Raw genomic sequence first — 20,359 nt, forward strand, 5'->3', positions numbered from 1 at the left:
TCGGCGGGGCGGGGAGCGGGAACATGAGGGACCGGGGACGGGGCCTGGTGGGCGTCTGGGCGGCGCTCGCCCTGCTCGGTGCGGGAACGGCGGGCTGCTCGCACGGCCCGGACGGGCCCGCCGTGATCGAGGTGGACGCGCCGACGGCGCTGGTGGACCGGGCGGTGCACGTGCGGATCACCGGGCTGCCGCCCGGCGCGGAGGTCACCGTCGGTTCCCGGGCCACCGACCTGCGGGGGCGGCAGTGGAGCGGGCGGGCCGTCTTCCGGGCGGACGCCGACGGCCGGGTGCTGCTGGACACGGCCGCCCCCCGCTCCGGCACCTACCAGGGGGCGGACGGGATGGGCCTGTTCTGGTCGATGGCCCCCCAGGACGGCGATCCCGAGCAGTCCTCCTTCTTCCCGGCGCCGTCGCCGCAGCACGGCTACGAGGTCACCCTGACCGCCGACCTGCCCGGGCACCCGTCCGCGTCCCGGACGCTGACCCGCGCCTGGTTCGCGGACGGCGTGACCAGTCGGAAGCTCACCCCGGCCGCCGACGGGGTCGCCGGGGAGCTGTTCCTCCCGGCCCCGGGCACCCCGCGCCACCCGGCCGTCCTGGTCTTCGGCGGCTCGGAGGGGGGCAACGGCGGGACGTCCACCGCGTCCCTGCTCGCCTCGCACGGCTACCCGGCCCTGGCGCTCGGCTACTTCGGCCTCCCCGGCCTGCCCGACCGGCTGGAGGACATCCCGCTGGAGTACTTCGTCCGCGCCGCCGACCTGCTGGCCGGGCAGCCGGGGACCGACCCCGCCCACCTCCTGGTGCTGGGCTACTCGCGCGGCAGCGAGGCCGCCCTGCTGCTGGCCGACCACTACCCCGAGCGCGTCCACGGCGCGATCGTGTACTCCCCGTCCTCCCAGGTCAACAACGGTTTCCCGGACCGCGACACCACCGCCTGGACCGAGGGCGGCAAGGCCGTCCCCCTGGGGCCCATCCCGCTCGACCGCGTCAGCGGGCCGGTGCTGGCCCTCGCGGGCGCCGACGACCTGCTGTGGCCCTCGCCCCGGTCGGCCCGGCAGATCGTCCAGGAACTCGACGCCGACCACGACCCGTACCCGCACCGGGCCCTGGTCTACCCGGACGCCGGGCACGGGGTCGGCACCTACCCCTACCTCGCCGCGGGCACCCGGCCCGTCCACCCGGTGACCGGCCGGTCGAGCGACTTCGGCGGCACCCGCGCGGGCGACGCCGCCGCCCAGGCGGCGGGCTGGCCCGAGGTCCTGGCGCTCCTCGCCTCCCTCACGGGATCAGCCGCGCAGGGCTGAGGGCCGGTACGGCGCCCGGTGCGCGGTGCCCGGTGTCCGCACTCGCACCCGTTCAGGCGAAGTCCGGGCACTCGGCGACGTGGCCCTCGGAGACCGGCTGCCAGACGCCGCAGGGCAGGTCCGGCTTCAGCCGGGCCACTTCCTCGGCCGCGACGGCGAGTTGGGCCGTGGTCAGGTGGGCGGCGGCCGCGTACACCCGGCCGGTGTGGCGGCAGGGCGAGTGCGGGCGGAAGGCCGGTGACCAGGGCTCCCCGGCGAGGGCGAACAGTTCGGGCAGCGGCCAGCCCAACGGGCCGGTCAGGCCGAGCAGTTGGTAGCGCCGGTGCTGGTTCGGCACCCAGCTCCGGACCAGGCCGGTGACGGTGCTCCGGGACAGCCCCATGAAGGGGAGGGAGCCGAGGGAGAACCCGCGGTTGCGGAACATCCCGAGCAGGGTGACGGCGAACCCGCGCTCCGCGGGCGGCGGTTCGGCCCGCCGGGCCCCGCCGGGCCCCGCGAAGAACGGTGGCGGGGCGGTCGGACGCGGGGCGTCCGGCACCGGCGGCAGCGCCCGGACGTACGCCTCGATCGCGGCCAACTGCCCGTGGTCGCAGTGGCTGACCCGCTCGGCGAAGCCGCGCAGCACGCGGTCCTCGCGCTCCGGCGGCAGCAGCTCGTCCGGCACCTCGCGCCCGGCCACCACGTACAGGTCGGCGAGCGGGAGGTCCAGTTCGGCGGCGAGCGCGGCGAGTCGGCCGGGCGGGAGGGCCGACCCCTCGGTGGCGAGGGCCCGCAGGGCGGCGAGGCGCTCCGGGAGGTCCATCCGGAGAGGCTAGTCGTACCGACCCCGGAGCGGGGCGGCCGTTCGGACAACTGCCCGGAGCGGGCGCCGGGCCGGGCCGGGCGGGTCAGGCGCCGGGGCCGGGCTCCCGACCGAGGCGGGCGGCGCGCAGGCGGTGGCCGGTGGTGCCGGGGGCGATCACCGGTGCCGGGTAGTCGGCGGGGCGCTGGCCGGACTGCCAGGGGCGGTGGATCTCGCGGCCGGGCAGGTGGGCGAGTTCGGGCACCCAGCGGCGGACGTAGGCGCCGTCGGGGTCGTAGCGGTCGGCCTGGGCGAGCGGGTTGAGGACCCGGTTGGGACGGGTGTCGGTGCCCGTCCCGGCGACCCACTGCCAGTTGAGCTGGTTGTTGACGAGGTCGCCGTCGACGAGGTGGTGCAGGAAGTGCGCGGCGCCGGTCCGCCAGTCGTGGTGGAGCGACTTGGCGAGGAAGCTCGCGGTCAGCAGCCGGGCCCGGTTGTGCATCCAGCCGGTCTCGACCAGCTGCCGCAGGCCCGCGTCGACGATCGGGTAGCCGGTGCGGCCCTCGCACCAGGCCGCGAACTCCTCCGGGTCGGTGCGCCAGTGGTCGTCGCGCGGACGGTAGTCGGCGCGGGCGGCGTCGGGCCGGGCGGCCAGCACCTGGTGGTGGAAGTCGCGCCAGACCAGCTGCCGGACGAAGGCCTCGGCGCCGGGGCCGCCGCGGCGTTCGGCGAGGTGGACGAGTTCGTTGGCGGACAGGCAGCCGAAGTGCAGGTACGGGGAGAGGTGGGAGGTGCCGTCGGCGGCGAGGTCGTCGTGCAGCTCGGCGTAGCGCTCGGTGCGCCAGCGCTGCCAGGCGCGGCGGGCCGCGCTCTCGCCGGGCGCGGGCAGGCTGCGGGCGGTGGGCGTCGCGGTGGGCGGGGGCGCGCCGGTGAGGCCCTCGGGGGTGCGCAGGTCGCGCGGCGGGGGCAACGGGGTGCGGCGGGGGGCCCGCTGCCAGGCCCGGTGGTAGGGGGTGAACACGGCGTAGTGGTCGCGTCCGGCGGGCAGCACGGCGCCGGGCGGGACGGCGGTCAGCGAGCCCTCGTGCACCCGGAGCCGGTCGCCCAGGGCCCGGCGCAGCCGCTGCTCGCGGCGCCGGGCGTGGTCGCTGACCCCGGCGGCGAGGTGGACGCTCGTCGCGCCGGTCTCGGCGGCGAGCCGCGCGGTCTGCTCGGCGGTGTCGCCCTCGCGCACCAGCAGCCGTCCGCCCGCCCGGCGCAGCCCGGCGTCGAGGTCGGCGAGGCAGCCGGCCAGGAACGCGGTCCGGTTGGGGGCGGCGAACCCGGCGGCGGCGACGGCCGGGTCGCTGACGAACAGCGGGACGACCCGGTCGGCCCCGGCGCGGGCGGCGTGCAGGGCGGGGTTGTCGTGCAGGCGCAGGTCCTGGGTGAACAGGACGACGGCGAGTGTCATGGGTGCTGGTTTCCGTACGGGTGCTGGCGGTGTCGACACGGCGACCTGTCGATGTTCCGGTGCTCCGACGTTCCGGGGCGCGGCGGGTCGACGCCAGGGGACGGGTGTCCCCTCCGGTTCTTCGGAGCGGTCGCCGAAGCGGATGGGTCAGGGCCCGCCGGACGGGATAGTGTCGGCCGCGTCCCCCGTTTGCCGATCTTCGGGAGCGCAGTGTGCACCAGCTCGACCACGCCGACGTCCGGGCCGCCGCCGAGCGGATCGCCGGGCTGGTCCGCCCCGTCGCGGTGAGCCCGGGCGGGCCGGACGGAGCGTGGCTGGCACTGGAGTACATGCAGCACACCGGCTCGTTCAAGGCCCGCGGCGCGGCCAACTTCCTGCGCGCGCACCGGGAGGCGGGCGCCCTGCCGGAGGCGGGCGTGACGATCGCCTCGGGCGGCAACGCCGGGTTGGCCTGCGCGTGGGCGGCGCGGCGGGAGGGCGTGCGGGCGACGGTGTTCCTGCCGGAGAACGCGCCCGCGGTGAAGGTGGAGCGGCTGCGCGGCTACGGCGCGGACGTCCGGCTGGTGGGCCGCGAGTACGCGCAGGCGCTGGCCGCCTGCGAGGAGTTCGCGGCGACCAGCGGCGCGCTGGCCTCGCACGCGTACGACCACCCGCTGGTGGCGGCCGGGGCGGGCACCCTGCTGGAGGAGGTCCACCGCCAGGTGCCGGGCCTGGACACGGTGGTGGTGTCGGTCGGCGGGGGTGGCCTGTTCGCGGGCGTGGCCGCCGCGGCCCGCGCGCACGGGGTGCGCACCGTCGCGGTGGAGCCGGAGAACTGCCGGGCGCTGCACGCCGCGCTGGCGGCGGGCGAGCCGGTGGACGTCCCCGTCGAGTCGGTCGCCGCGGACTCGCTGGGGGCCCGCCGCGCCTCCGCGACCGCCCTGGCGGCGGCCCGCGACGAGGGCGTGCGCACCGTGCTCGTCCCGGACGCGGCGATCGTCCGGGCCCGCCGCGCCCTGTGGGAGGAGCACCGGATCGCCGTCGAGCACGCCGCGTCCACCGCCCTGGCCGCCCTGACCACCGGCGCCTACCGCCCGGAGCCGGGCGAGCGGGTGTGCGTCGTGCTGTGCGGCGCCAACACCGACCCCGGTACCCTGACCGGGCCGGACGCGTGAGCTACAGCCTCTACCTGCTGCGGTTCGTGGGCGGCGCGGCCGCCGAACTGGACGCCGCGCGCTTCCTGGAGCTGACCGCCCCGCACCTGCCCCCGGCCGGACGGGAGGACGCGTACTCGGCACTCGTCCTCCCGGACGGCGGCACCGTCGGCCTGCACCACCCCGCCGAGCCGGGGGCGGGCCTGCGCTGCGTCACCGCGCACCGGCTGGAACGGGGCGACCCGACCGCGCTGTTCCTGCGACTGGCCGCAGCGCTCGACGCCGCCGTGGTGCTGCAGGAGGGCGTCGCGCTGCTCCTGCGCGAGGACGCGCGCCGCGACCTGCCGCCGGAGCTGCGGGAGACCGCCGTGGTGATCGAGCCGACCGAGCGGGCCCTGCAGGCCGTCCTCGCGCGGATCTGACGCCGGGCCAACTGCCCCCGCCCGTCCGCGCCGCGCCCTAGAGTCGGGGTCCACCGTGACGGAGGGACGTGGATGACGCAGGAGTTCGAGGGGACGCAGGGGTACGAGGAGTTCTTCCGGACGGCGACCGGCCACCGGCCGCACGCCCACCAGCGGGCGCTCGCGGCGGGCGGGTTGCCGCGGTGGGTGCGGGTGCCGTCGGGGGGCGGGAAGACCGCGGGCGCGGTGCTGGCCTGGCTGTACCGGCGGACGGTGTCGGCGCCCGGGGCGACCCCGCGGCGGCTGGTGTACGTGCTGCCGCAGGGCAGTTTCGCGGACTGGACGCACGCCCGGATCGGCGAGTGGCTGGCGCGCCTGGGCCTCGCGCAGCAGGTCGACCTGCACCTGCTGACCGGCCCGGACGGGCTGAACGGTGCCTGGCGGCGCCACCCGGAGCGGACCGCGGTCCTGGTCGGCACCCACGACGTGCTGCTGAGCCGGGCGCTGATGCGCGGGTTCGCCGACAGCCGGACGATGGCGCCGGTGTCCTTCGCCCTGCTCCACAACGACGCCCACTGGGTCTTCGACGAGGCGCCGCTGCTGGGGCCCGGCCTGGCCACCGGCGAGCGGCTGCAGGCGCTGCGCGAGGAACTGGGCACCACGGCGCCGACCGGCAGCACCTGGATGTCCGCGGTCGGTGACGGCACCGCTCCCCCGACCGACCCCGACCCCGCCACCCCCGGCCCGCTGCGCCGGATCCGCCGCCTGCATCCGCACCCCGGCCGGTACGCGGCCGAGCTGGCCGCGGCCCTGGGCGCCGCGCACCGGCCCGGCACCCGCACCCTCGCCCTGCTCGACTCCCCGCAGCGGGCCCGCGACCTGCACGCCGCGCTGCGCGCCGCCCACCCCGACCGGCCCGCGGTGCTGCTGCACCCGTACCTGCGCTCCGCCGAACGGCGCTCCCTGGTACGGGAGTTGAACGAGGCGTCGGCTGACGGCTTCGTGGTGGCGAGCCGGGCGCTGGACGCCGGCTCCGACCTGTCCGGCCGTACGGTGCTGGTCGAGCTCGCCCCGTGGAGCGCCTTCGTCCAGCGGGCCGGGCGCTGCAACCGGCACGGTGAGCACCCGGAGGGCGGCGACCTGCTGTGGTGCGTCCCGCCGGACGGGTCGGACGGGCCGGACGAACCGGACGGGCCGGGAGCGGAGGTGGCGCAGTGGTTGGAGGCGCACGAGGGGGCGGCCGTCGGCACCGCCGACCTGTTCCGCGCCCGGGTCGCCGGGCCGGACGCGCCGCGCTCCCCCGCGCTGGGCGCGGCCGAGCTGGCGGCGCTGTTCGACACCGGTCGGGAGGCCGAACCGGCGGACGCGAGCCCGTGGGTGTGCGCGGAGGCGGAGCGGACGGTCTTCGTCGCCTGGCGCGACCGGGGGGCCGCAGGGGCACCGGCGCCGGACGAACCGGAGCCAGGGCAGGCCGAGTTGTGCGAGGCACCGCTGGCCGAGGTCCGGGCCCTGCTGCGGGCCGACCGGGACGGGGGCGCGGCCGACGGAGCGAACGGCGGGGCGTGGCTGCGGGACCGCGTCGACGGGCGGTGGCGGCGGGCCGCGGCCGGGGAGCTGCGCTCCGGCACTGTCCTGCTCCTCGACTCCGCCCGCGGCGGCCACCTCCCGGGGATGGGCTGGTCCCCCGGCAGCCCGACCCCGGTGCCCTCGCTGTTCACCGGGCGCACGCCCCCCGCCACCGGGTGCGCCGCCTGGGTGGGCCTGGACCGGCACCTGCGGGAGACCGAGGAGGAGGCCCGGGCGCTCACCGCCGCGCTGCCCGGCCCGCGCGGGGCGCAGCAGGAGGCGGTGGCGGTGGCCGCCCGGCTGCACGACCTCGGCAAGTGCCACGGGGTGTTCCAGGCCATGCTGCGCGACGGCGGCGGCGACCCGCCCGAGGGGCTGCTCGCCAAGTCCAAGGCCCCCTGGAACAACGGGGTCTCGTCCCGCCAGTACTTCCGGCACGAGTTGGTCAGCGCGCTGCTGCTGCTGGACGGCGACCACTGGCACCCGCCCGGCCTCGACCCGTCGCTGGTCACCTACCTGGTCGCGGCGCACCACGGGCAGGTCCGGGTCTCGGTCCGCCCCGAGCGCGACGAGGAGGCGGGCACCCTGCTGGGCGTGCGCGAGGGCGACCGCACCCCGCCGGTGACCGTCTCGTCCGGCGAGCACTTCCCGGCCCGTCCGCTCTCCCCCGCCGCCCCGTTCCGCCCGGGCGGTACCTGGCCCGCCCTGGTCGCCGCCCTGTTGGCCGACCCCGCGCTGGGCCCGTTCCGCCTCGCCCACCTGGAGTGCCTGGTGCGCACGGCCGACTGGCGTTCCAGCGCCCGCCACGACGGGCCGGTCTGACGGGCCGTCCGCCGGGGCCCGACCCGCCCCGGCGGACGCCGCGGATCAGACGTACGCCAGGCTGACCTGCTCGTTGAAGACCACCCAGTGCTGGCCCGGGTCCTTCGGGTCGCACGGCTTGGTGGAGACGTTCGGGGTGCCCCAGGCGTCGGCGAGGCAGTACGCGGGGGCGTAGGTCAGCGAGATCTGCTGGCCGGAGACGGTCCAGTACTGGCCGAGGTCCTGCGGGTCGCACGGCTTGACTGCGACGTTCGGGGTGCCCCAGGCGTTGGCGAGGCAGTACGCGGGGGCCTTGGTGAGGGAGATCTGCTGGCCCGAGACGGTGAAGTGCTGCCCCGGGTCGTTGGCGTCGCAGGGCTTGGTCCCGATGTTCGGGGCGCCCCAGGCGTTGGCGAGGCAGTAGATGCCGGGGTGCGGGGCCGGGTCGGCCGCGCCCGCCTGCCCGGCCGGCAGGAAGGAGGCCGTCAGGGCGAGGGCGGCCAGGGTGAGTGTGCGGCGGAGTGCGGTGGCCATGGGCGGGGATTCCGTTCTGGACGCGGCCGTCCGGCGCGCGTGCGGGCATGATTCGGCTACGGACGACACTTGGGGTGAGCGGCTCGGAGTCGAGCGCACCGCCATTGATAGCAGCAAACGGTAACCGTCCGACTACTCAGCGCAGCGGCATTCACCCGGTCGGCTGCGCACCGGGGCGCCGGGCGCGACGGGGCCGTGGCGCAACTATCCGATGATCCACTCGTTGGTCCGTCCGACGTCACCGGGCTTCTTCCCGACACCTCGGAGGGCCGATGGATCTCAAGACGCTGCCGCGGCCGGGGGTGGCCGCCCCCGGCGGGCAACTCGGCTCCGCGGAGGCCGTGTTGGTGCGGCACTACCGGCGGTTGGTGTGCCTGGCGTACCTGACGCTGCCCGCCGACCGGGGGCGGCACGCGCGGGTGGTGGCGGCGCACGCGGTGGTGCAGCGGGCCCTGCCGGTGGTGGGCGGGCTGGCGAGCGGGTTGGCGGGCGGGGCGGACGGGTACCCGGCGGCCCGGGTCCGGGTGCTGCGCGGGGCGCTGCGTCGGCGGCGGTGGACGGCGGCCGGGTTCCCCCGGGTGTGGGGCGTGCGGCTGTTCACCCCGCCGGACGACGCGGACGCCGAACTGGACGCCCGGCTGGCCGAGTTGCCGCCCCCGGCCCGGGCCGGTTTCGCCCTGCAGGCGCTGGACGGCCTGGACCGGGCCGAGGCCGCCGAGGTGCTGGCCTGGGCCGGGGTGGAGGCGCCCGCCGAATCGGCCCGCGCAGGCGCCGAGTTGCTGCGTTCGCCGGGGAGCCCGCGCTGGTCCGAGCTGCCGCCCGGCTACGACGCCTGCACCGTCCACCTGCAGCCGGGCGACCTGCTGCGCCGCCGCCGACTGGCCGCTCTGGCCTGGGCGTTGGCGGTGACGGTGACGGTGACCGCCGCGGTCGCGCCGATCCTGGTCTCCCCCCACTCCGGCACCGGCAGGTCGGAGTCCACGCCGTCCGCCGCCCCCGAGCGCCGCGCCGACGACCTGTGGCGGCACACCGCGAAACTTGGCCTCGCCGTCTGGCCCGCCCGCGGCGGCCTGCTCGACGACACCGCCCTGATCAGCCGCGCCACCACCGCCTGGCAGCGGGCCGCCCCGCCCACCGCCGCACCCCAACTCCTGTACGCGGGACGGCTGGACGGCGCCGCCGTGGTGCTGCTGACGGACGGCCGCAGTCTGGCCCGCTACACCGAGGACCCGGCCGCGGCCCCGGCCCTGGCGCTCTCCCCCGCCGGGGACAGCGACGTGACGGCGGGGGCGGCGGTCGTCCTGCACCGGAACGACCGCGGCGCCCGCTACCTGCTGGCGCCGTGGATCGCCGCCGCGGCGACCCGCCGACTGGACCGGCCCGACGAGGCCGAACGCCCGCTGCCCTTCCCGGACGGGGTCACAGACCCGATGCCGGGCACCACCGCCCAGGGGTGCCCCGGGCCGGTCCTGCAACTGCGCTCGGACCGGGCGGTCGCCGAGCAACACGCCTTCCTGCTCGCCGACCTGGGTGGCCTCACCCCTGCCCACCTGACCTACACGCCACCCCCGGACGCCGCCGCCCAGGCCCGCCCGCCGCAGGAGGCCGTCAGCTCCCAGGCGCTGCACCGGTGGGCGTCGGGCGCCTGCGCGGTACCCGAAGTCGGGCCGGAGGTGCGTCAGTTGAACCTCTGGGAGTTCGCCGACCAGAAACTCCCGCAGAACGCCGGGGAGTTGGCCTGGGCCTGCCTGCGCGCCGACCACTGGGACGGCTCCGGCAGCGCCGCGGCCGCGGTCCTCCCGCCGAACGGCGGCCGCGCCGAGCGCCTCGCCCACGCGGACGGCCGGGCCTGCAGCCGCTACGAGCAGGACACCGTCGCCCAGTACCGCTGGCGCGCCCCCAACGGCACCCCGTACCTGCTGGTCGCCGCCAGCCGCCGGGTCTCCCGCCTGGTCGTCACCACCCCGTCCCGCAGGCTCGACCAGCCCGCCGGGCCCACCCGCACCCTGGCCCTGGACAACCCGGGCAGCGGCCCCAGCACGGTCGAGGCGGTCACCGCCTCCGGCACCCGGCTGCGCCCGATCGACTGAGGCGCGGCCGGGGGCCCGGAGGGGCTCAGGCGAGCTCGAGGACCAGCTTGCCCGTGTTGGCGCCGCGGAACAGCATCTGGAAGGTCTCCGGGAACGCGTCGATGCCGCCCTTGACCACGTGCTCGCGGGCGGTGAGGCGGCCGTCGGCGATCCAGCCCGCGATCTCCCGGGCGGCCTCGCGGTAGCGGGCGGCGTGGTCGAAGACGACGAAGCCCTCCATCCGGGCCCGGCGGACCAGCAGGGAGAGGTAGTTGGCGGGGCCCTGGACGGCCTGCTCGTTGTTGTACTGGCTGATCGCGCCGCAGACCACCACCCGGGCGTGCATCGCCAGCCGGGTGAGCGCGGCGTCCAGGATCGGGCCGCCGACGTTGTCGAAGTAGACGTCGATGCCGTCGGGGGCGTGGGTGCGCAGCGCGCGGCGGACGTCCTCGTTCTGGTAGTCGACGGCCGCGTCGAAGCCCAACTCCCCGGTCAGCCAGGCGCACTTGTCGGGGCCCCCGGCGATGCCGACCACCCGGCAGCCCTTCACCTTCGCGATCTGGCCGACCAGGCTGCCGACCGCGCCCGCCGCGCCGGAGACCACGACGGTCTCGCCCTCCTTCAGGGCACCGACCTCCAGCAGGCCGAAGTAGGCGGTCATGCCGGGCATGCCGAGGGCGCCGAGGTGGGTGGGGAGCGGGGCCAGCGCCGGGTCGACCCGGTGGGTGCCGCTGCCGTCGGAGCGGACGTACTCCTGGACGCCGAAGGTGCCGGTGACGAACTCGCCGACCCGGTAGCGGGGGTGGGCGGACTCGACCACCTCGACGATCGACCCGGCCCGCATCACCTCGCCGAGGCCGACGGGCGGCAGGTAGGAGGGGCGGTCGTCGAGCCAGCCGCGCATCGCGGGGTCGAGGGAGAGGTAGCGGGTGCGGCCGACGAACCAGCCCTCCTCCGGGGCGGCGACCGGCTCCTCGGTCTGCGCCCAGTCCTCGGGGCGGACCGGGCCGACGGGGCGGCGGGCGAGTCGGATCTGACGGTTGGTGACCGGCATGGTGCGCTCCTGCGGCGGGCGAGGGTCGGGAGGGGGCGGGGCCGCCGGTGCTCGGGGGGTGGACCGGCGGTCCCGCCCCGCCGAGTCTAAGCAAGCGCTTAGTCATCGCGCCAGGGGCACACCCCCAGGGGCACACCGGGCGGACCGCTCACCCCGCCCCGCCCGGCACCGGGTCGGCCTCGCGGAGAACGACCGGACCGGCCTCGCGCAGGGCGGTCGGGCCGGCCTCGCGGAAGGTGAACGCCTCGGGGCCGGGACCGTGGGCGCGGATCGCGGCGATCCGCGCCATCGCCTCGGCGACGCTCGGCCGGTGGCCGATCGGCACCCACCACATCGCCTGGTGCGGCCCCTCGGGCCGCTGGAACCACTCGCGGCGGCGGGCCAGCACCCGCAGGTGGTCGCTGCGGTAGGTGAAGTCGCGCAGCGCCGCGACCGACTCCCAGACCGAGCAGTTGATCTGCAGCAGCTCGTCGCCCTCGTCGGGGCGCAGGCCCGTCGCGTCCGCCCCGGCCTCGTCGACCATCCGCCAGACGAAGCCGGGGCTGCGTTCGGCGAGTGCGTTGACATCGGCCAACTGGGCGACGAAGTCGGCGAGTTCGGGGCTGTCCAGCGGGGCGACGGTGCGGCCGACGTTGACCTGGGCGAGGTGGTGGCCGGACGGGGGCACGGCGAACTGAGGAGTGGTCATGCCGCCAGCATGACCGCCCCGGCTTCTATAGTCAATCTTTGTTGTTTTTAGAGAAGGAGACGCAGCAGCCGCCCGCACAGGGGTCCATCGCGGCCGTCCACTCCTCCCCCGCCAGCCCCGCCAGCAGCGCCAGGTTCATCCCGCACACGAGCGCCGGGAACTCGTCCGCCAGCGCGTGGAACGGGCAGTTGCGCAGCCGCAGCACCTCCCCGTCCAGGAACGGCGCGTAGCCGCGCCCGCGCAGCGCCTCCGGCAGGTCCGGGGCCTGCTCCCGCTCGCCCGCCGCGCGCGCCGCGGACTGCAACTCGCGGTCCAGGCCCGCCCGTTCGACCACCTCGGCGAGCAGCCGCCCGGCCGTGCCGTACTCCCTCGGCGGCAGCGCCACGGCGAACTCGGCGTCCGCCCGGCGGTACACCTTGGCGGGGCGCCCGGCGCCGGGGCCGCCGCGACCGGCCGGGCGGCGGTAGGCGGCGGCCAGCAGGCCCGCGTCGACCAGCTTGTCCAGGTGGAAGGCGGCCAGCGAGCGGGAGACGCCCGCGGCCTCGGCCGCCGCGTCCCGGCCGACCTCCTCCGGCGCCTCGGCCACGTGCCGGTAGAGGGCCCGCCGCACCGGGTCGGCGAGGGCGCCCAGCGCCTCGATCGAGGAGTCCTCAGCTGTCATCCGTCGAGTCTATGGCCGCCCCGACCGGACCCCGCGGGCCCCGGCGGGGCGGCCGTCGACGGGTCGTGAACACGCCACCGGGGCGGCACCCTTGCGCCACGCTGCCCGGATTGCCCGGCATCCGTTTCTACACCTCTGTAGAGTGTTCCCGACCGCCACCAGCCGGGCCGTTCGGGCACCCCGCACCCGTCACACCCGCCGACCGGACTCGAAGGAGGCCCGCAGTGCTCCCTCCGCAGCTGCAGACCGACCCCGCCTGGTCCCCGCCCGAACAGGACGTGCGCCCCGCGTACCAGCCCGTCGAGGTCCTGCTCGACGACGCCGAGAGCTGGGTCCTGGGCCGGATCAACGGCTGGTGGCACTCCCCCGAGGGCACGCCCTGGTGCCGCCTGCGCCTGATCGGCACCGCCGCGGCCCCCGCCTGGCGCCGCTACGACCCCGAGCGGATCCTGCTGCTGCCCACCCAGGGGATCTGAACCCACCCACGGGATCCGAACCCGCCCGCCGGGCGGCGCTGCCCCGGCGGGCGGGCTGGCGGTGCCGGGCGGTCAGCGGCGGGTGCCGCAACCGGGGCAGAACGCGGCGTCGGCGGGCACCTCGGCGCGGCAGGAGGCGCACTGGGGCGGCTGGGCGAGCCGGAACCCGCAGCCGGGGCAGAACGGGGTGCCGTGGGTCTCGGCGCGGCACTGCGGGCAGACCAGTTGGCGGTCGGTGGTGACGTCGAACTGCCCGGCCCGGGACTGGCCGTGGGCGTACGCGTTCTCGCTGACGGCGTCGTTGAGGCCGCGCTGCCGGGCGGCGGCCGCCTCGGCGGCGGTGTCGGGCGCGCAGCCGAGGCACAGGCCCTGGGCGGCGTTCCAGCAGCGGCCGCAGACGGGGTGGGTACAGCGGGCGCAGCGGTGGAAGTGCTGCTGCGCGTTGGCGACGGCGCGCTGGAAGGCGGCGTCGCGGCCGCTGCCCCAGCTGGCGCCGGCCAGGCCGTCGGCGGCGTTGCTCAGGCCGTTGGAGGCGCTGCCGCCGAGCAGGCTCCAGGCGGCGCTGACGCCCTTGTTGATCCACCCGGCGGCCTGGCCGGTGCGGAAGGGCTCGAACTCGGATCGCCAGGTGTCGTAGCAGCGCGAGCAGGAGAACTCGAACTGGAAGCCCGCGCCGGTGCCGTGCTGCTCGCTGAGGTCGCGATGGTTGTTGCTGAAGTGGATCTCGCTCATGTCCGCTGCCAACCCTCTGATCACCGTGGTGCTGTCTGGATTCGTCGCACCGGCTGCCGCACCGGGTGTCGCGCCGGTACGGGTCCGGGGAGGCCGGCGGTCGGTGTGGTCAGCCGCCGAACAGGACCGGTCCCAGCACGGAGGGACGGAACAGCAGGGTGGGCGGTTCCACCATGGCGGCGACCTGGTGGAACGCGGCGGCGACCCGGGCGTCGGTGGCGGCGCGGGCCAGCACCCGGTCCAGCATCCGCTGCTGGACGCGGACCTGGAGGCCGGAGGGCCCGCCGGTGGTGCCGGGGAAGCGGACGTCCTCGCCGGCCGCCATCTGCCAGGGGTTCTTGGTGACCGCCGCGATGGCGTCGCGGGTCCCGCGGACGGCGGCGTGGCCGAGGTCGCGGTGCTTGTGGACGGCGTCGCGCAGGGCGCGGGCGCCGAGCGCGGCGACGGTCATGCCCTGGCCGTAGACCGGGTTGAAGGTGCAGGAGGCGTCGCCGAGGGCGAGGAAGCCGTGCGGGGCGGCGCGTTCGTAGTGCCGCCAGACGCTGGGGCCGGGGACGAAGCCGCGGGCGGGGCCGGTGGGCTTGGCGTCGGCGATCGCCTCGGCGATGCCGGGATCGCGGAGCAGGCCGAGCTGCTTCTCGAACTCCTCTGCCTGGATCGAGGGTTCGAAGCCGCGCATGCCGCCCATGCCGACGATCCAACGGTCGCCCTCGACGGGCAGCAGGACGCCGAAGCGGCCCTGTTCGGGGGCGTGGCTCTGCAGGTAGAGCGCGGCTGCGGGGTCGGCGCCGGCGGGCCGGTGGTAGAAGCGGGTCGCGTAGGAGACCCCGGCGTCGACCCGTTCGCGGGGGGCGGGCGGGGCGCCGATCACCGAGAGCCACTTGGCGGCGGCGGTGGCGCGTCCGGCGGCGTCGACGACCAGCTCGGCGGATATCTCCTCGCCCTCGCCGCCGTCCCGGCCGCGCCCGCGGCCGCTGACCCGCACGCCGGTGACGGCGTGTCCGTCGCCGAGCAGCCCGGTCACCTCGGTGGCGGTGCGGAACTCGACGTTCGGGGCGGTACGGACGCGGTCCAGCACCAGCCGGTCGATCAGCGGGCGGCTGCAGGTGAGCACCGCGAGGTCGCCCTCGTACGGGGCGAGCCAGCTCGCGGAGGTGAGCCAGCGCAGGCCGCCGGAGAGCGAGACGCGGGTGGCGCCGGCCGCGAGGAGTTCGCCGAGGAGGCCGGGCAGCAGCTCGTCGAGGGTGCGCTGGCCCGCCTCCAGCAGCAGGTGGCCGTGCTTGGCCTGCGGGACGCCGGGGCGGAAGTCCGTCCCGTCCGGGTAGCGGTCGCGCTCGACCACCACGACCCGTTCCGCCACGCCGTGCAGCGCCCAGGCCGCCAGGCACCCGGCCAGGCCGCCGCCGATCACCACTGCCGTACCGCGGTCGCCGACCGCGCTCCCCCTGGAACCCATGTCCGTACAGTAAGGGATGCGGCGCGCACGGTCATCGGAAGTCCGCAGTCCGTTCGCCGTTCCTGCACGGACAACTGCCGTGTCCGGAGGCGGATTTCACCGTTTCCGACCGGTACCGCCCCAGTTGCCCGGGCCCGGTCGGCCGCCGGGTGCCGGTCGGCCGGGCCCGGTCGCCGCGTTGGGCCGGACGGGGGACCTGCCGGGCGCGTGGCGCGCAGCGGAACGGGTGGGCGGCATGGGATGGTGGGATGACCTCTGAGCAGATCCTGATCGGGTCCGGGCTGACCGTGGTACTCGCCGTCGCCTCCCAGCTGCTGGCCGCCCGGCTGCACGTCCCGGCCATCATCGTGCTGCTGCCGGTGGGCTTCGCCGCCGGGGCGGTGACCGACGACGTCCACCCCGACCGGCTGCTGGGCCCGGCCTTCTCCCCGCTGGTCTCGCTCGCCGTCGCGGTCATCCTGTACGACGCCGGGCTCGGCCTGGACCTGCGCAAGCTGACCGGCCACACCCGGCACGCGGTGGTGCGGCTGGTGTGGGTCGGCACCGTGCTGACCGCCCCGGCCGCCGCGCTGGTGGCCGCGCCGCTGCTGGGCGTCTCGGGGCAGGCGGCGGCGATGCTGGGCGCGGTCCTGGTGGTGTCGGGGCCGACGGTGGTCGGGCCGCTGCTGAACTTCGTCCGCCCGACCGAGCGGGTGCAGCGGATCCTGGTGTGGGAGGGCTCGCTGATCGACCCGGTCGGCGCCATCCTCGGTGCGCTGGTCTACCACGCGCTGGTGAGCGAGCAGCACCGGAAGCTCGGCTCCGGGCTGCTGGAGTTCGCCGCCAGCGTGTGCCTGGGTCTGCTGGGCGGGCTGCTCGGCGCGGCGCTGCTGTGGTGGCTGCTGGTGCGCGCGCGGCTGGGCGAAGTGCTGGCCACCAGCGCCCAGTTGGCGGTGGTGGTGGGCATCGCGGCGCTGTGCGACGTGCTGCGCGAGGACACCGGGCTGATCGCCGCGATCGCGATGGGCGTGGTGGTGGCGACGGTGCCCGCGTTCGACCTGCCCGCCCGGCGGACCTTCTTCGAGACCCTGGTGTCACTGGTCGTCGGCGTGCTGTTCGTGTCGATCTCCTCGACCGTCACCTGGTCCTCGGTGCGGCCGGTGCTGCTGCCCGCGCTGGCGCTGGTCGCGGTGCTGGTGCTGGTGGTGCGGCCGGTGGTGGCGGCGCTGTCCACCGTCGGGACGGACCTGACCGAGGGCGAACGGGCGTTCCTGGGCTGGATGGCGCCGCGCGGCATCGTCGCCGCGTCCACCGCCGCGACCTTCTCCGCCGGCCTGGCCGCGGCGGGCGTCGGCGGCGCGGAGAAGATCCTCCCGGCCACCTTCCTGGTGATCGTCATGACCGTCACCCTGTACGGCCTGACCGCCGTGCCGGTGGCCCGGCTGCTGCGGGTGACCCGCCCGGCCCGCTCGCGCCCGCTGCTGGTCGGCGGCGAACCCTGGACGGTCGAGCTGGCCACCGTGCTGCGCTCGGCCGGGCTGGACGTGCTGCTGTGGGCCGGGCGCGACGAGCAGCGGGCCCGGATCTCCGCCGCCGGGCTCGAACTCGCCGACGGGGAGCTGCTGGCCGCCGCGAGCGGCGAGGGCGCCGAGCAGGAGGGCGTCACGGCGGTGTACCTGCTGACCGCCGAGGACGAGTTCAACGCGCTCGCGGCGGCCGTGCTGCACGACGGGTCCGAGCTGCCGGTGTTCCGGCTGCCCGCCGCCGCGCCCGGGCCGGGCGTGGTGGGCGACGCCCCTGCGGCGATGGTCCTCCCGGCCGCCCTGACCGGCCCCGAGCTGGCCCGCCGCCACGCCGCGGGCGCCCGCATCCTGCGCCGCCCCGCCGACGGCGAACTCCCGCCCGGCCACGACCTGCTGTTCACCCTCGACCGGGCCGGTCACCTGATCCCCGCGACCCTGTACGGCGAGGCCGCCCAGCCCGGGCAGGTCACCGAGCGGATCGTCCTCGGCCCGGCCTGACGACGGGCACCGCTCCCGTACGGGGCCTGTCGGTCCACGCGACCGGGGGCGACACGTCCGGGCCGGAACGGACGGCCCGGGCCGGAACGGGCGGCCCGTGGACCACGACGACACCCGCGCCGACCGCAGCCCCGCCGACCGGGCCCGCTGGATCGCCGACGCCCTGCACGGGCCGACCGGCCACCGGCCCTGCTCGAACGCCTGCCCGGCGACGGCCACCGGGTCGCCCTCCGGGTCGTGGAGCACCCGGACGCCGCCGTGACGACGGCGGTGCTCAGGGTGCCCGGCACGGCCGACCGGTTCGGCCACCGCGCCGGGCGGCGGCGGGAACGCCTGTGGGCCGAGGTCGACCCGCCCTCCGCGTAGTCGGCGCGGCGGTGGCGGCGGCGGGTCGGTTCACCCGTCCGACACGGCGCCGTGCCGTCCCGCGTAACAGCCGCCGGGTACCGTTCCGACTGCCGCTCCCGTCCCAGGAAGGACCGCCCGCCCGATGCCCACCACCACCGACGACCTCGCCGACTTCCTGCAGGCCCAGGGCCTCGACCCGCACGGCCTGGACGAGCCCGGCACCCTGCTGTGGACCACCCGGGACGCCAGCGGTCCGACCGCCAGCGCCGCCCTGGAGCTCGCCGGGCCGGCCGCCCTGCTGCGCAGCGTCGCCGTCCGGCCGGACCAGCGCGGGAGCGGCACCGCCCGCCGCCTGGTCGAGGACGTGCTGGCCGAGGCGGCCGCGGGCGGCATCCGCCGGGTCTACCTCTTCTCCACCGACGCGGGCGCGTTCTGGCAGCGCCTCGGCTTCCGCGAGGTCCCCGTCCCGGAGGCCGCCGACGCGCTGGCCGACGCCCCGCAGGTCCGCCAGTACCTCGCGGACGGCTCGCTGGCCGACGAGGTCGCCTGGTGCCGCGACCTGGAGACCTCTTGATGGCTCGTCGGACGTGCACGGTACGTTGACGACGTGATCGACTCCTCGACCGAGCCCCTGCCCTGGCCCCCGGCCCCGATCCGGACCGCCCGGCTGCTGCTGCGCGAGCCGGAGGCCCGCGACCGGGCGGCGATCGTCGAGCTGTTCACCTCCCCGGAGGTCGGCACGTACATCGGCGGCGCCCGCCCGCGCGAGGAGTTCGAGCAGCAGCTGCCCGAGGTGCCGCAGGGGCGCCCGGGGCTGCTGGTGGTCGAGCTGGACGGGGCGATGATCGGCGTCGTCACGCTCGACCCGCACGACTCCGACCGGCTGGCGCACCTGCACCCCGGTGGCGGGGCGCGCGAGCTCGGCTACCTGTTCCTGCCGCACGCCTGGGGCCGCGGCTACGCGACCGAGGCCTGCGCCGCCGCCCTGGAGTGGCTCGCCGCCGCCCTGCCCGGCACGCCCGTCGCCCTGACCACCCAGACCGCCAACACCGCCTCGCTGCGGGTCGCCGCACGCCTCGGCTTCACCGAGGTCGACCGCTTCGAGCAGTACGGCGCCCGGCAGTGGCTCGGCGTCCGCCTGCCGGGCTGACGTTCAGCCCAGCAGGACCGGGTTGGTGAGCGCCACCGGCCACCCGTCCGGGCGGCGCACCTCGACCCGGACGAAGGCCGTCGCCGCGGCGTCGGTGCCCCAGTGCAGCTCCGCCGCCGCGGGGGCCCGGTGCTCCTTACCGCGTTCGGTGCGGAAGTGCACCGTGCAGCCCTCGGGGAGGCCGGAGAGCCGCACCGTCAGGTCGACCGGACAGCGCCTAGCCGTTCGCCGATCCCGGCCGTGCGTCCGGCCGCCTCGGCGGTGAACTCCAGGTGCACGGCGGCGGATTCGGCGATCCAGCTGCGCCCGGCCCGGACGGCGGCGAGGATCGCGGGGGCGCTCAACTCCTCGGCGTGCACGACGGTCTGCGGGGTGCCGAGCTGGCCGGGCAGGTGGGCGTCGCTGCTGCCGACGGCGGGCTGTCGGCGGCCGGTGCGGGCGCCCGCGCCGAGGCGGCGGCCCCACTCGGCGAGCGCGGCCTCGTTGTCGGCGTTCCACGGCAGGTCGGCGGACCACTGCCCGTTCCACACCTCCACGGCGTCGAAGGACTCCAGCGGGTACACCAACTCCCCACCGGGGTAAGGCGCGTGGGGGTGCACGGCAACGCACAGCCCGCCCGTCGCGCGCACGCCGCGCAGCTCCCGGTCGAAGGCCGCCTCGCCCACCCGGTGGCGGTGGTCGGCGCGTTGGCCGGGGGCCAGGCCCCCTCCTCCGGATCTTGTCGGATCAGCGCGCGGCGTCGGGCGCCCGGCTGGGAGTGCCGGCACGACGCCCTCGTACTGGATGTACTTGGGTGTTGTGCCGGTGCTTCCGAGGGGGCACCTCCCAGCCCCCCTTGGGGCTGGGGGAGGGATGTCCGGCGTCGCGCGCCCGGCAAGATCCGGAGGAGGGGGCCAGGCCGAGTGCCAGCCAGTGGCCGGTGCCGGTGGTGACCTCCTCGCCCAGCAGCACCAGCAGGTCGTCGCCGCCCACCTCGCCCCAACTCCCGGGCGCGGCGGGGGCGTCGTGCTCGGTGGTGGCGAGGAAGTCCAGCCCGGCGGCGCGGGCGGCGGCGGCCAGTTCGGCGGGGGTGAGTGCGCCGTCGGAGTGCACCGAGTGCACGTGCAGGTCGCCCCGGTACCAGCCGGGGCCGCGTCCGGGCAGCCGGGTCGGCGGATAGTCCATGATCGCCTCCTGGACGTTCCAACGGCCGTGCTCCGCAAGGGAGTTCCCGCAGCGCGTCAGCTCAGGGCGAACCAGGGCGAGGGGCGGTCGGCGAGCGCCTTCTCCAGCAGCGCGGCGTCGCCCCGGCCCAGTGGCGGGAGGCCGTCCAGCGGGAACCAGGCGACCGCGAGCGACTCCTCGTCGTTGACCACGGCTTCGCCGGACAGCGGGCGGCAGCGGAAGGCGATGTCCAGGTACTGCACCTGGTCGCCGTTGACGCAGGCGAAGGCGGGCAGGGTGTGGACGCTGGTGATCCGCTCGGGCAGGACGGTGACGCCGGTCTCCTCCCGCACCTCCCGGACCACGGTGTCGGCGGGCTGCTCGCCGGGCTCCACGATCCCGTGCAGCAGGGCCCAACGGCCGGTGTCGGAGCGGCGGTTGAGCAGGATGCGGCCGTCCTGCACCACCACGGCGGTGACGCCGGACAGCCACAGCGGGTCGTGGCCGATGTGTTCGCGCAGGTCCAGGATGAATTGCGGCGTGGGCATACCGTGCACTGTAGTGCGCACCCGCCCGGAGAACGCGGACGCCGCCGCGGTCCACCCCCCG

The 20,359-nt window shown here is 76.8% G+C and carries 21 protein-coding genes and 1 pseudogene; 10 read left to right on the forward strand and 12 right to left on the reverse strand.

Going from position 1 to position 20,359, the window contains the following annotated elements; translation table 11 throughout:
* The first annotated feature begins 23 nt into the window (after positions 1-23).
* Entirely contained in the window at positions 24-1,304 is a 1,281-nt protein-coding gene (locus ACFY00_RS18475) for an acyl-CoA thioesterase/BAAT N-terminal domain-containing protein (protein WP_388032553.1), read from the forward strand.
* Positions 1,305-1,356: 52 nt separating this feature from the next.
* On the opposite strand, the gene ACFY00_RS18480 is transcribed toward ACFY00_RS18475, so the two are convergent.
* On the reverse strand, positions 1,357-2,106 hold the full coding sequence (locus ACFY00_RS18480; protein WP_388032554.1) for a hypothetical protein: 750 nt from the start codon (positions 2,104-2,106) through the stop codon (positions 1,357-1,359).
* A gap of 85 nt (positions 2,107-2,191) precedes the next feature.
* Positions 2,192-3,538, reverse strand: coding sequence for a cryptochrome/photolyase family protein (locus tag ACFY00_RS18485; RefSeq protein ID WP_388032555.1), 1,347 nt, complete (start codon positions 3,536-3,538; stop codon positions 2,192-2,194).
* Positions 3,539-3,750: 212 nt separating this feature from the next.
* Between ACFY00_RS18485 and ACFY00_RS18490 the strand changes: the two genes are divergently transcribed.
* From ACFY00_RS18490 to ACFY00_RS18500, 3 genes are all read left to right on the forward strand, one after another.
* On the forward strand, positions 3,751-4,692 hold the full coding sequence (locus tag ACFY00_RS18490) for a serine/threonine dehydratase (RefSeq protein ID WP_388032556.1): 942 nt from the start codon (positions 3,751-3,753) through the stop codon (positions 4,690-4,692).
* Positions 4,689-5,093, forward strand: coding sequence for a hypothetical protein (locus ACFY00_RS18495; RefSeq protein WP_388032557.1), 405 nt, complete (start codon positions 4,689-4,691; stop codon positions 5,091-5,093). The genes ACFY00_RS18490 and ACFY00_RS18495 overlap by 4 nt, the downstream gene beginning before the upstream one ends.
* Before the next feature lie 72 nt (positions 5,094-5,165).
* Positions 5,166-7,460 carry a CRISPR-associated endonuclease Cas3'' gene (locus tag ACFY00_RS18500; RefSeq protein WP_388032558.1) on the forward strand — a complete coding sequence of 765 codons (2,295 nt, stop codon included), beginning with the start codon at positions 5,166-5,168 and terminating at the stop codon, positions 7,458-7,460.
* 45 nt (positions 7,461-7,505) lie between these two features.
* Here ACFY00_RS18500 and ACFY00_RS18505 read toward each other — a convergent pair whose 3' ends face one another.
* On the reverse strand, positions 7,506-7,973 hold the full coding sequence (locus tag ACFY00_RS18505; protein ID WP_388032559.1) for a ricin-type beta-trefoil lectin domain protein: 468 nt from the start codon (positions 7,971-7,973) through the stop codon (positions 7,506-7,508).
* A gap of 272 nt (positions 7,974-8,245) precedes the next feature.
* Between ACFY00_RS18505 and ACFY00_RS18510 the strand changes: the two genes are divergently transcribed.
* Positions 8,246-10,063 carry a hypothetical protein gene (locus ACFY00_RS18510; RefSeq protein ID WP_388032560.1) on the forward strand — a complete coding sequence of 606 codons (1,818 nt, stop codon included), beginning with the start codon at positions 8,246-8,248 and terminating at the stop codon, positions 10,061-10,063.
* Positions 10,064-10,088: 25 nt separating this feature from the next.
* Here ACFY00_RS18510 and ACFY00_RS18515 read toward each other — a convergent pair whose 3' ends face one another.
* The 3 genes from ACFY00_RS18515 to ACFY00_RS18525 all read right to left on the reverse strand — a co-directional run bounded on the left by ACFY00_RS18515 (position 10,089) and on the right by ACFY00_RS18525 (position 12,445).
* Positions 10,089-11,096, reverse strand: a complete 1,008-nt coding sequence (locus ACFY00_RS18515) for an NADP-dependent oxidoreductase (RefSeq protein WP_388032561.1) — start codon at positions 11,094-11,096, stop codon at positions 10,089-10,091.
* A gap of 148 nt (positions 11,097-11,244) precedes the next feature.
* Positions 11,245-11,784 (reverse strand): DUF3291 domain-containing protein, encoded by a 540-nt coding sequence (locus ACFY00_RS18520; protein ID WP_388032562.1) that lies wholly within the window; start codon positions 11,782-11,784, stop codon positions 11,245-11,247.
* Between the two features lie 31 nt (positions 11,785-11,815).
* On the reverse strand, positions 11,816-12,445 hold the full coding sequence (locus ACFY00_RS18525) for a helix-turn-helix transcriptional regulator (protein WP_388032563.1): 630 nt from the start codon (positions 12,443-12,445) through the stop codon (positions 11,816-11,818).
* A gap of 224 nt (positions 12,446-12,669) precedes the next feature.
* Between ACFY00_RS18525 and ACFY00_RS18530 the strand changes: the two genes are divergently transcribed.
* A complete protein-coding gene (locus ACFY00_RS18530; protein ID WP_388032564.1) occupies positions 12,670-12,921 on the forward strand; it encodes a hypothetical protein in 252 nt (83 codons plus the stop codon).
* A 72-nt stretch (positions 12,922-12,993) separates the two neighbouring features.
* On the opposite strand, the gene ACFY00_RS18535 is transcribed toward ACFY00_RS18530, so the two are convergent.
* Both ACFY00_RS18535 and ACFY00_RS18540 read right to left on the reverse strand, forming a co-directional pair.
* The gene (locus ACFY00_RS18535) at positions 12,994-13,653 is read right to left on the reverse strand and encodes a zinc ribbon domain-containing protein (protein WP_388032565.1); all 660 of its coding nucleotides are present in this window, start codon (positions 13,651-13,653) and stop codon (positions 12,994-12,996) included.
* A gap of 109 nt (positions 13,654-13,762) precedes the next feature.
* The gene (locus tag ACFY00_RS18540) at positions 13,763-15,109 is read right to left on the reverse strand and encodes an NAD(P)/FAD-dependent oxidoreductase (protein WP_388032566.1); all 1,347 of its coding nucleotides are present in this window, start codon (positions 15,107-15,109) and stop codon (positions 13,763-13,765) included.
* A gap of 248 nt (positions 15,110-15,357) precedes the next feature.
* Here ACFY00_RS18540 and ACFY00_RS18545 point away from each other — a divergent pair, with 248 nt between their 5' ends.
* The 4 genes from ACFY00_RS18545 (at position 15,358) to ACFY00_RS18560 (ending at position 18,607) form a co-directional block, all read left to right on the forward strand.
* On the forward strand, positions 15,358-17,109 hold the full coding sequence (locus tag ACFY00_RS18545; protein ID WP_388032567.1) for a cation:proton antiporter: 1,752 nt from the start codon (positions 15,358-15,360) through the stop codon (positions 17,107-17,109).
* Between the two features lie 97 nt (positions 17,110-17,206).
* Positions 17,207-17,371, forward strand: coding sequence for a hypothetical protein (locus ACFY00_RS18550; RefSeq protein ID WP_388032568.1), 165 nt, complete (start codon positions 17,207-17,209; stop codon positions 17,369-17,371).
* Positions 17,372-17,599: 228 nt separating this feature from the next.
* Positions 17,600-18,031 (forward strand): GNAT family N-acetyltransferase, encoded by a 432-nt coding sequence (locus ACFY00_RS18555; protein ID WP_388032569.1) that lies wholly within the window; start codon positions 17,600-17,602, stop codon positions 18,029-18,031.
* 33 nt (positions 18,032-18,064) lie between these two features.
* Positions 18,065-18,607: a GNAT family N-acetyltransferase gene (locus ACFY00_RS18560; protein ID WP_388032570.1), complete on the forward strand. Its 543-nt coding sequence runs from the start codon at positions 18,065-18,067 to the stop codon at positions 18,605-18,607.
* Between the two features lie 3 nt (positions 18,608-18,610).
* Here the strand turns inward: ACFY00_RS18560 and ACFY00_RS18565 are convergent, their stop codons facing one another.
* From ACFY00_RS18565 to ACFY00_RS18580, 4 genes and pseudogenes are all read right to left on the reverse strand, one after another.
* Positions 18,611-18,802, reverse strand: a complete 192-nt coding sequence (locus ACFY00_RS18565; RefSeq protein ID WP_388032571.1) for a hypothetical protein — start codon at positions 18,800-18,802, stop codon at positions 18,611-18,613.
* A gap of 2 nt (positions 18,803-18,804) precedes the next feature.
* A complete protein-coding gene (locus ACFY00_RS18570) occupies positions 18,805-19,272 on the reverse strand; it encodes a PHP-associated domain-containing protein (protein WP_388032650.1) in 468 nt (155 codons plus the stop codon).
* Between the two features lie 225 nt (positions 19,273-19,497).
* Positions 19,498-19,765, reverse strand: a pseudogene (locus tag ACFY00_RS18575) (PHP domain-containing protein); the annotation flags it as partial.
* A gap of 62 nt (positions 19,766-19,827) precedes the next feature.
* Positions 19,828-20,298, reverse strand: coding sequence for an NUDIX domain-containing protein (locus ACFY00_RS18580; protein ID WP_388032572.1), 471 nt, complete (start codon positions 20,296-20,298; stop codon positions 19,828-19,830).
* Positions 20,299-20,359: the final 61 nt, after the last annotated feature.

The organism is Kitasatospora sp. NPDC001540, from assembly GCF_042894345.1.
Lineage (GTDB): Bacteria > Actinomycetota > Actinomycetes > Streptomycetales > Streptomycetaceae > Kitasatospora > Kitasatospora phosalacinea_C.

Excerpts from the sequence above, each read along its gene's own strand:
- ACFY00_RS18515 (WP_388032561.1), bottom strand. The coding sequence starts at position 11,096 with ATGCCGGTCACCAACCGTCAGATCCGACTCGCCCGCCGCCCCGTCGGC.
- ACFY00_RS18540 (WP_388032566.1), bottom strand. The coding sequence starts at position 15,109 with ATGGGTTCCAGGGGGAGCGCGGTCGGCGACCGCGGTACGGCAGTGGTG.
- ACFY00_RS18545 (WP_388032567.1), top strand. The coding sequence starts at position 15,358 with ATGACCTCTGAGCAGATCCTGATCGGGTCCGGGCTGACCGTGGTACTC.
- ACFY00_RS18580 (WP_388032572.1), bottom strand. The coding sequence starts at position 20,298 with ATGCCCACGCCGCAATTCATCCTGGACCTGCGCGAACACATCGGCCAC.
- ACFY00_RS18485 (WP_388032555.1), bottom strand. The coding sequence starts at position 3,538 with ATGACACTCGCCGTCGTCCTGTTCACCCAGGACCTGCGCCTGCACGAC.
- ACFY00_RS18500 (WP_388032558.1), top strand. The coding sequence starts at position 5,166 with ATGACGCAGGAGTTCGAGGGGACGCAGGGGTACGAGGAGTTCTTCCGG.
- ACFY00_RS18555 (WP_388032569.1), top strand. The coding sequence starts at position 17,600 with ATGCCCACCACCACCGACGACCTCGCCGACTTCCTGCAGGCCCAGGGC.
- ACFY00_RS18525 (WP_388032563.1), bottom strand. The coding sequence starts at position 12,445 with ATGACAGCTGAGGACTCCTCGATCGAGGCGCTGGGCGCCCTCGCCGAC.
- ACFY00_RS18520 (WP_388032562.1), bottom strand. The coding sequence starts at position 11,784 with ATGACCACTCCTCAGTTCGCCGTGCCCCCGTCCGGCCACCACCTCGCC.
- ACFY00_RS18535 (WP_388032565.1), bottom strand. The coding sequence starts at position 13,653 with ATGAGCGAGATCCACTTCAGCAACAACCATCGCGACCTCAGCGAGCAG.
- ACFY00_RS18505 (WP_388032559.1), bottom strand. The coding sequence starts at position 7,973 with ATGGCCACCGCACTCCGCCGCACACTCACCCTGGCCGCCCTCGCCCTG.
- ACFY00_RS18510 (WP_388032560.1), top strand. The coding sequence starts at position 8,246 with ATGGATCTCAAGACGCTGCCGCGGCCGGGGGTGGCCGCCCCCGGCGGG.
- ACFY00_RS18480 (WP_388032554.1), bottom strand. The coding sequence starts at position 2,106 with ATGGACCTCCCGGAGCGCCTCGCCGCCCTGCGGGCCCTCGCCACCGAG.
- ACFY00_RS18475 (WP_388032553.1), top strand. The coding sequence starts at position 24 with ATGAGGGACCGGGGACGGGGCCTGGTGGGCGTCTGGGCGGCGCTCGCC.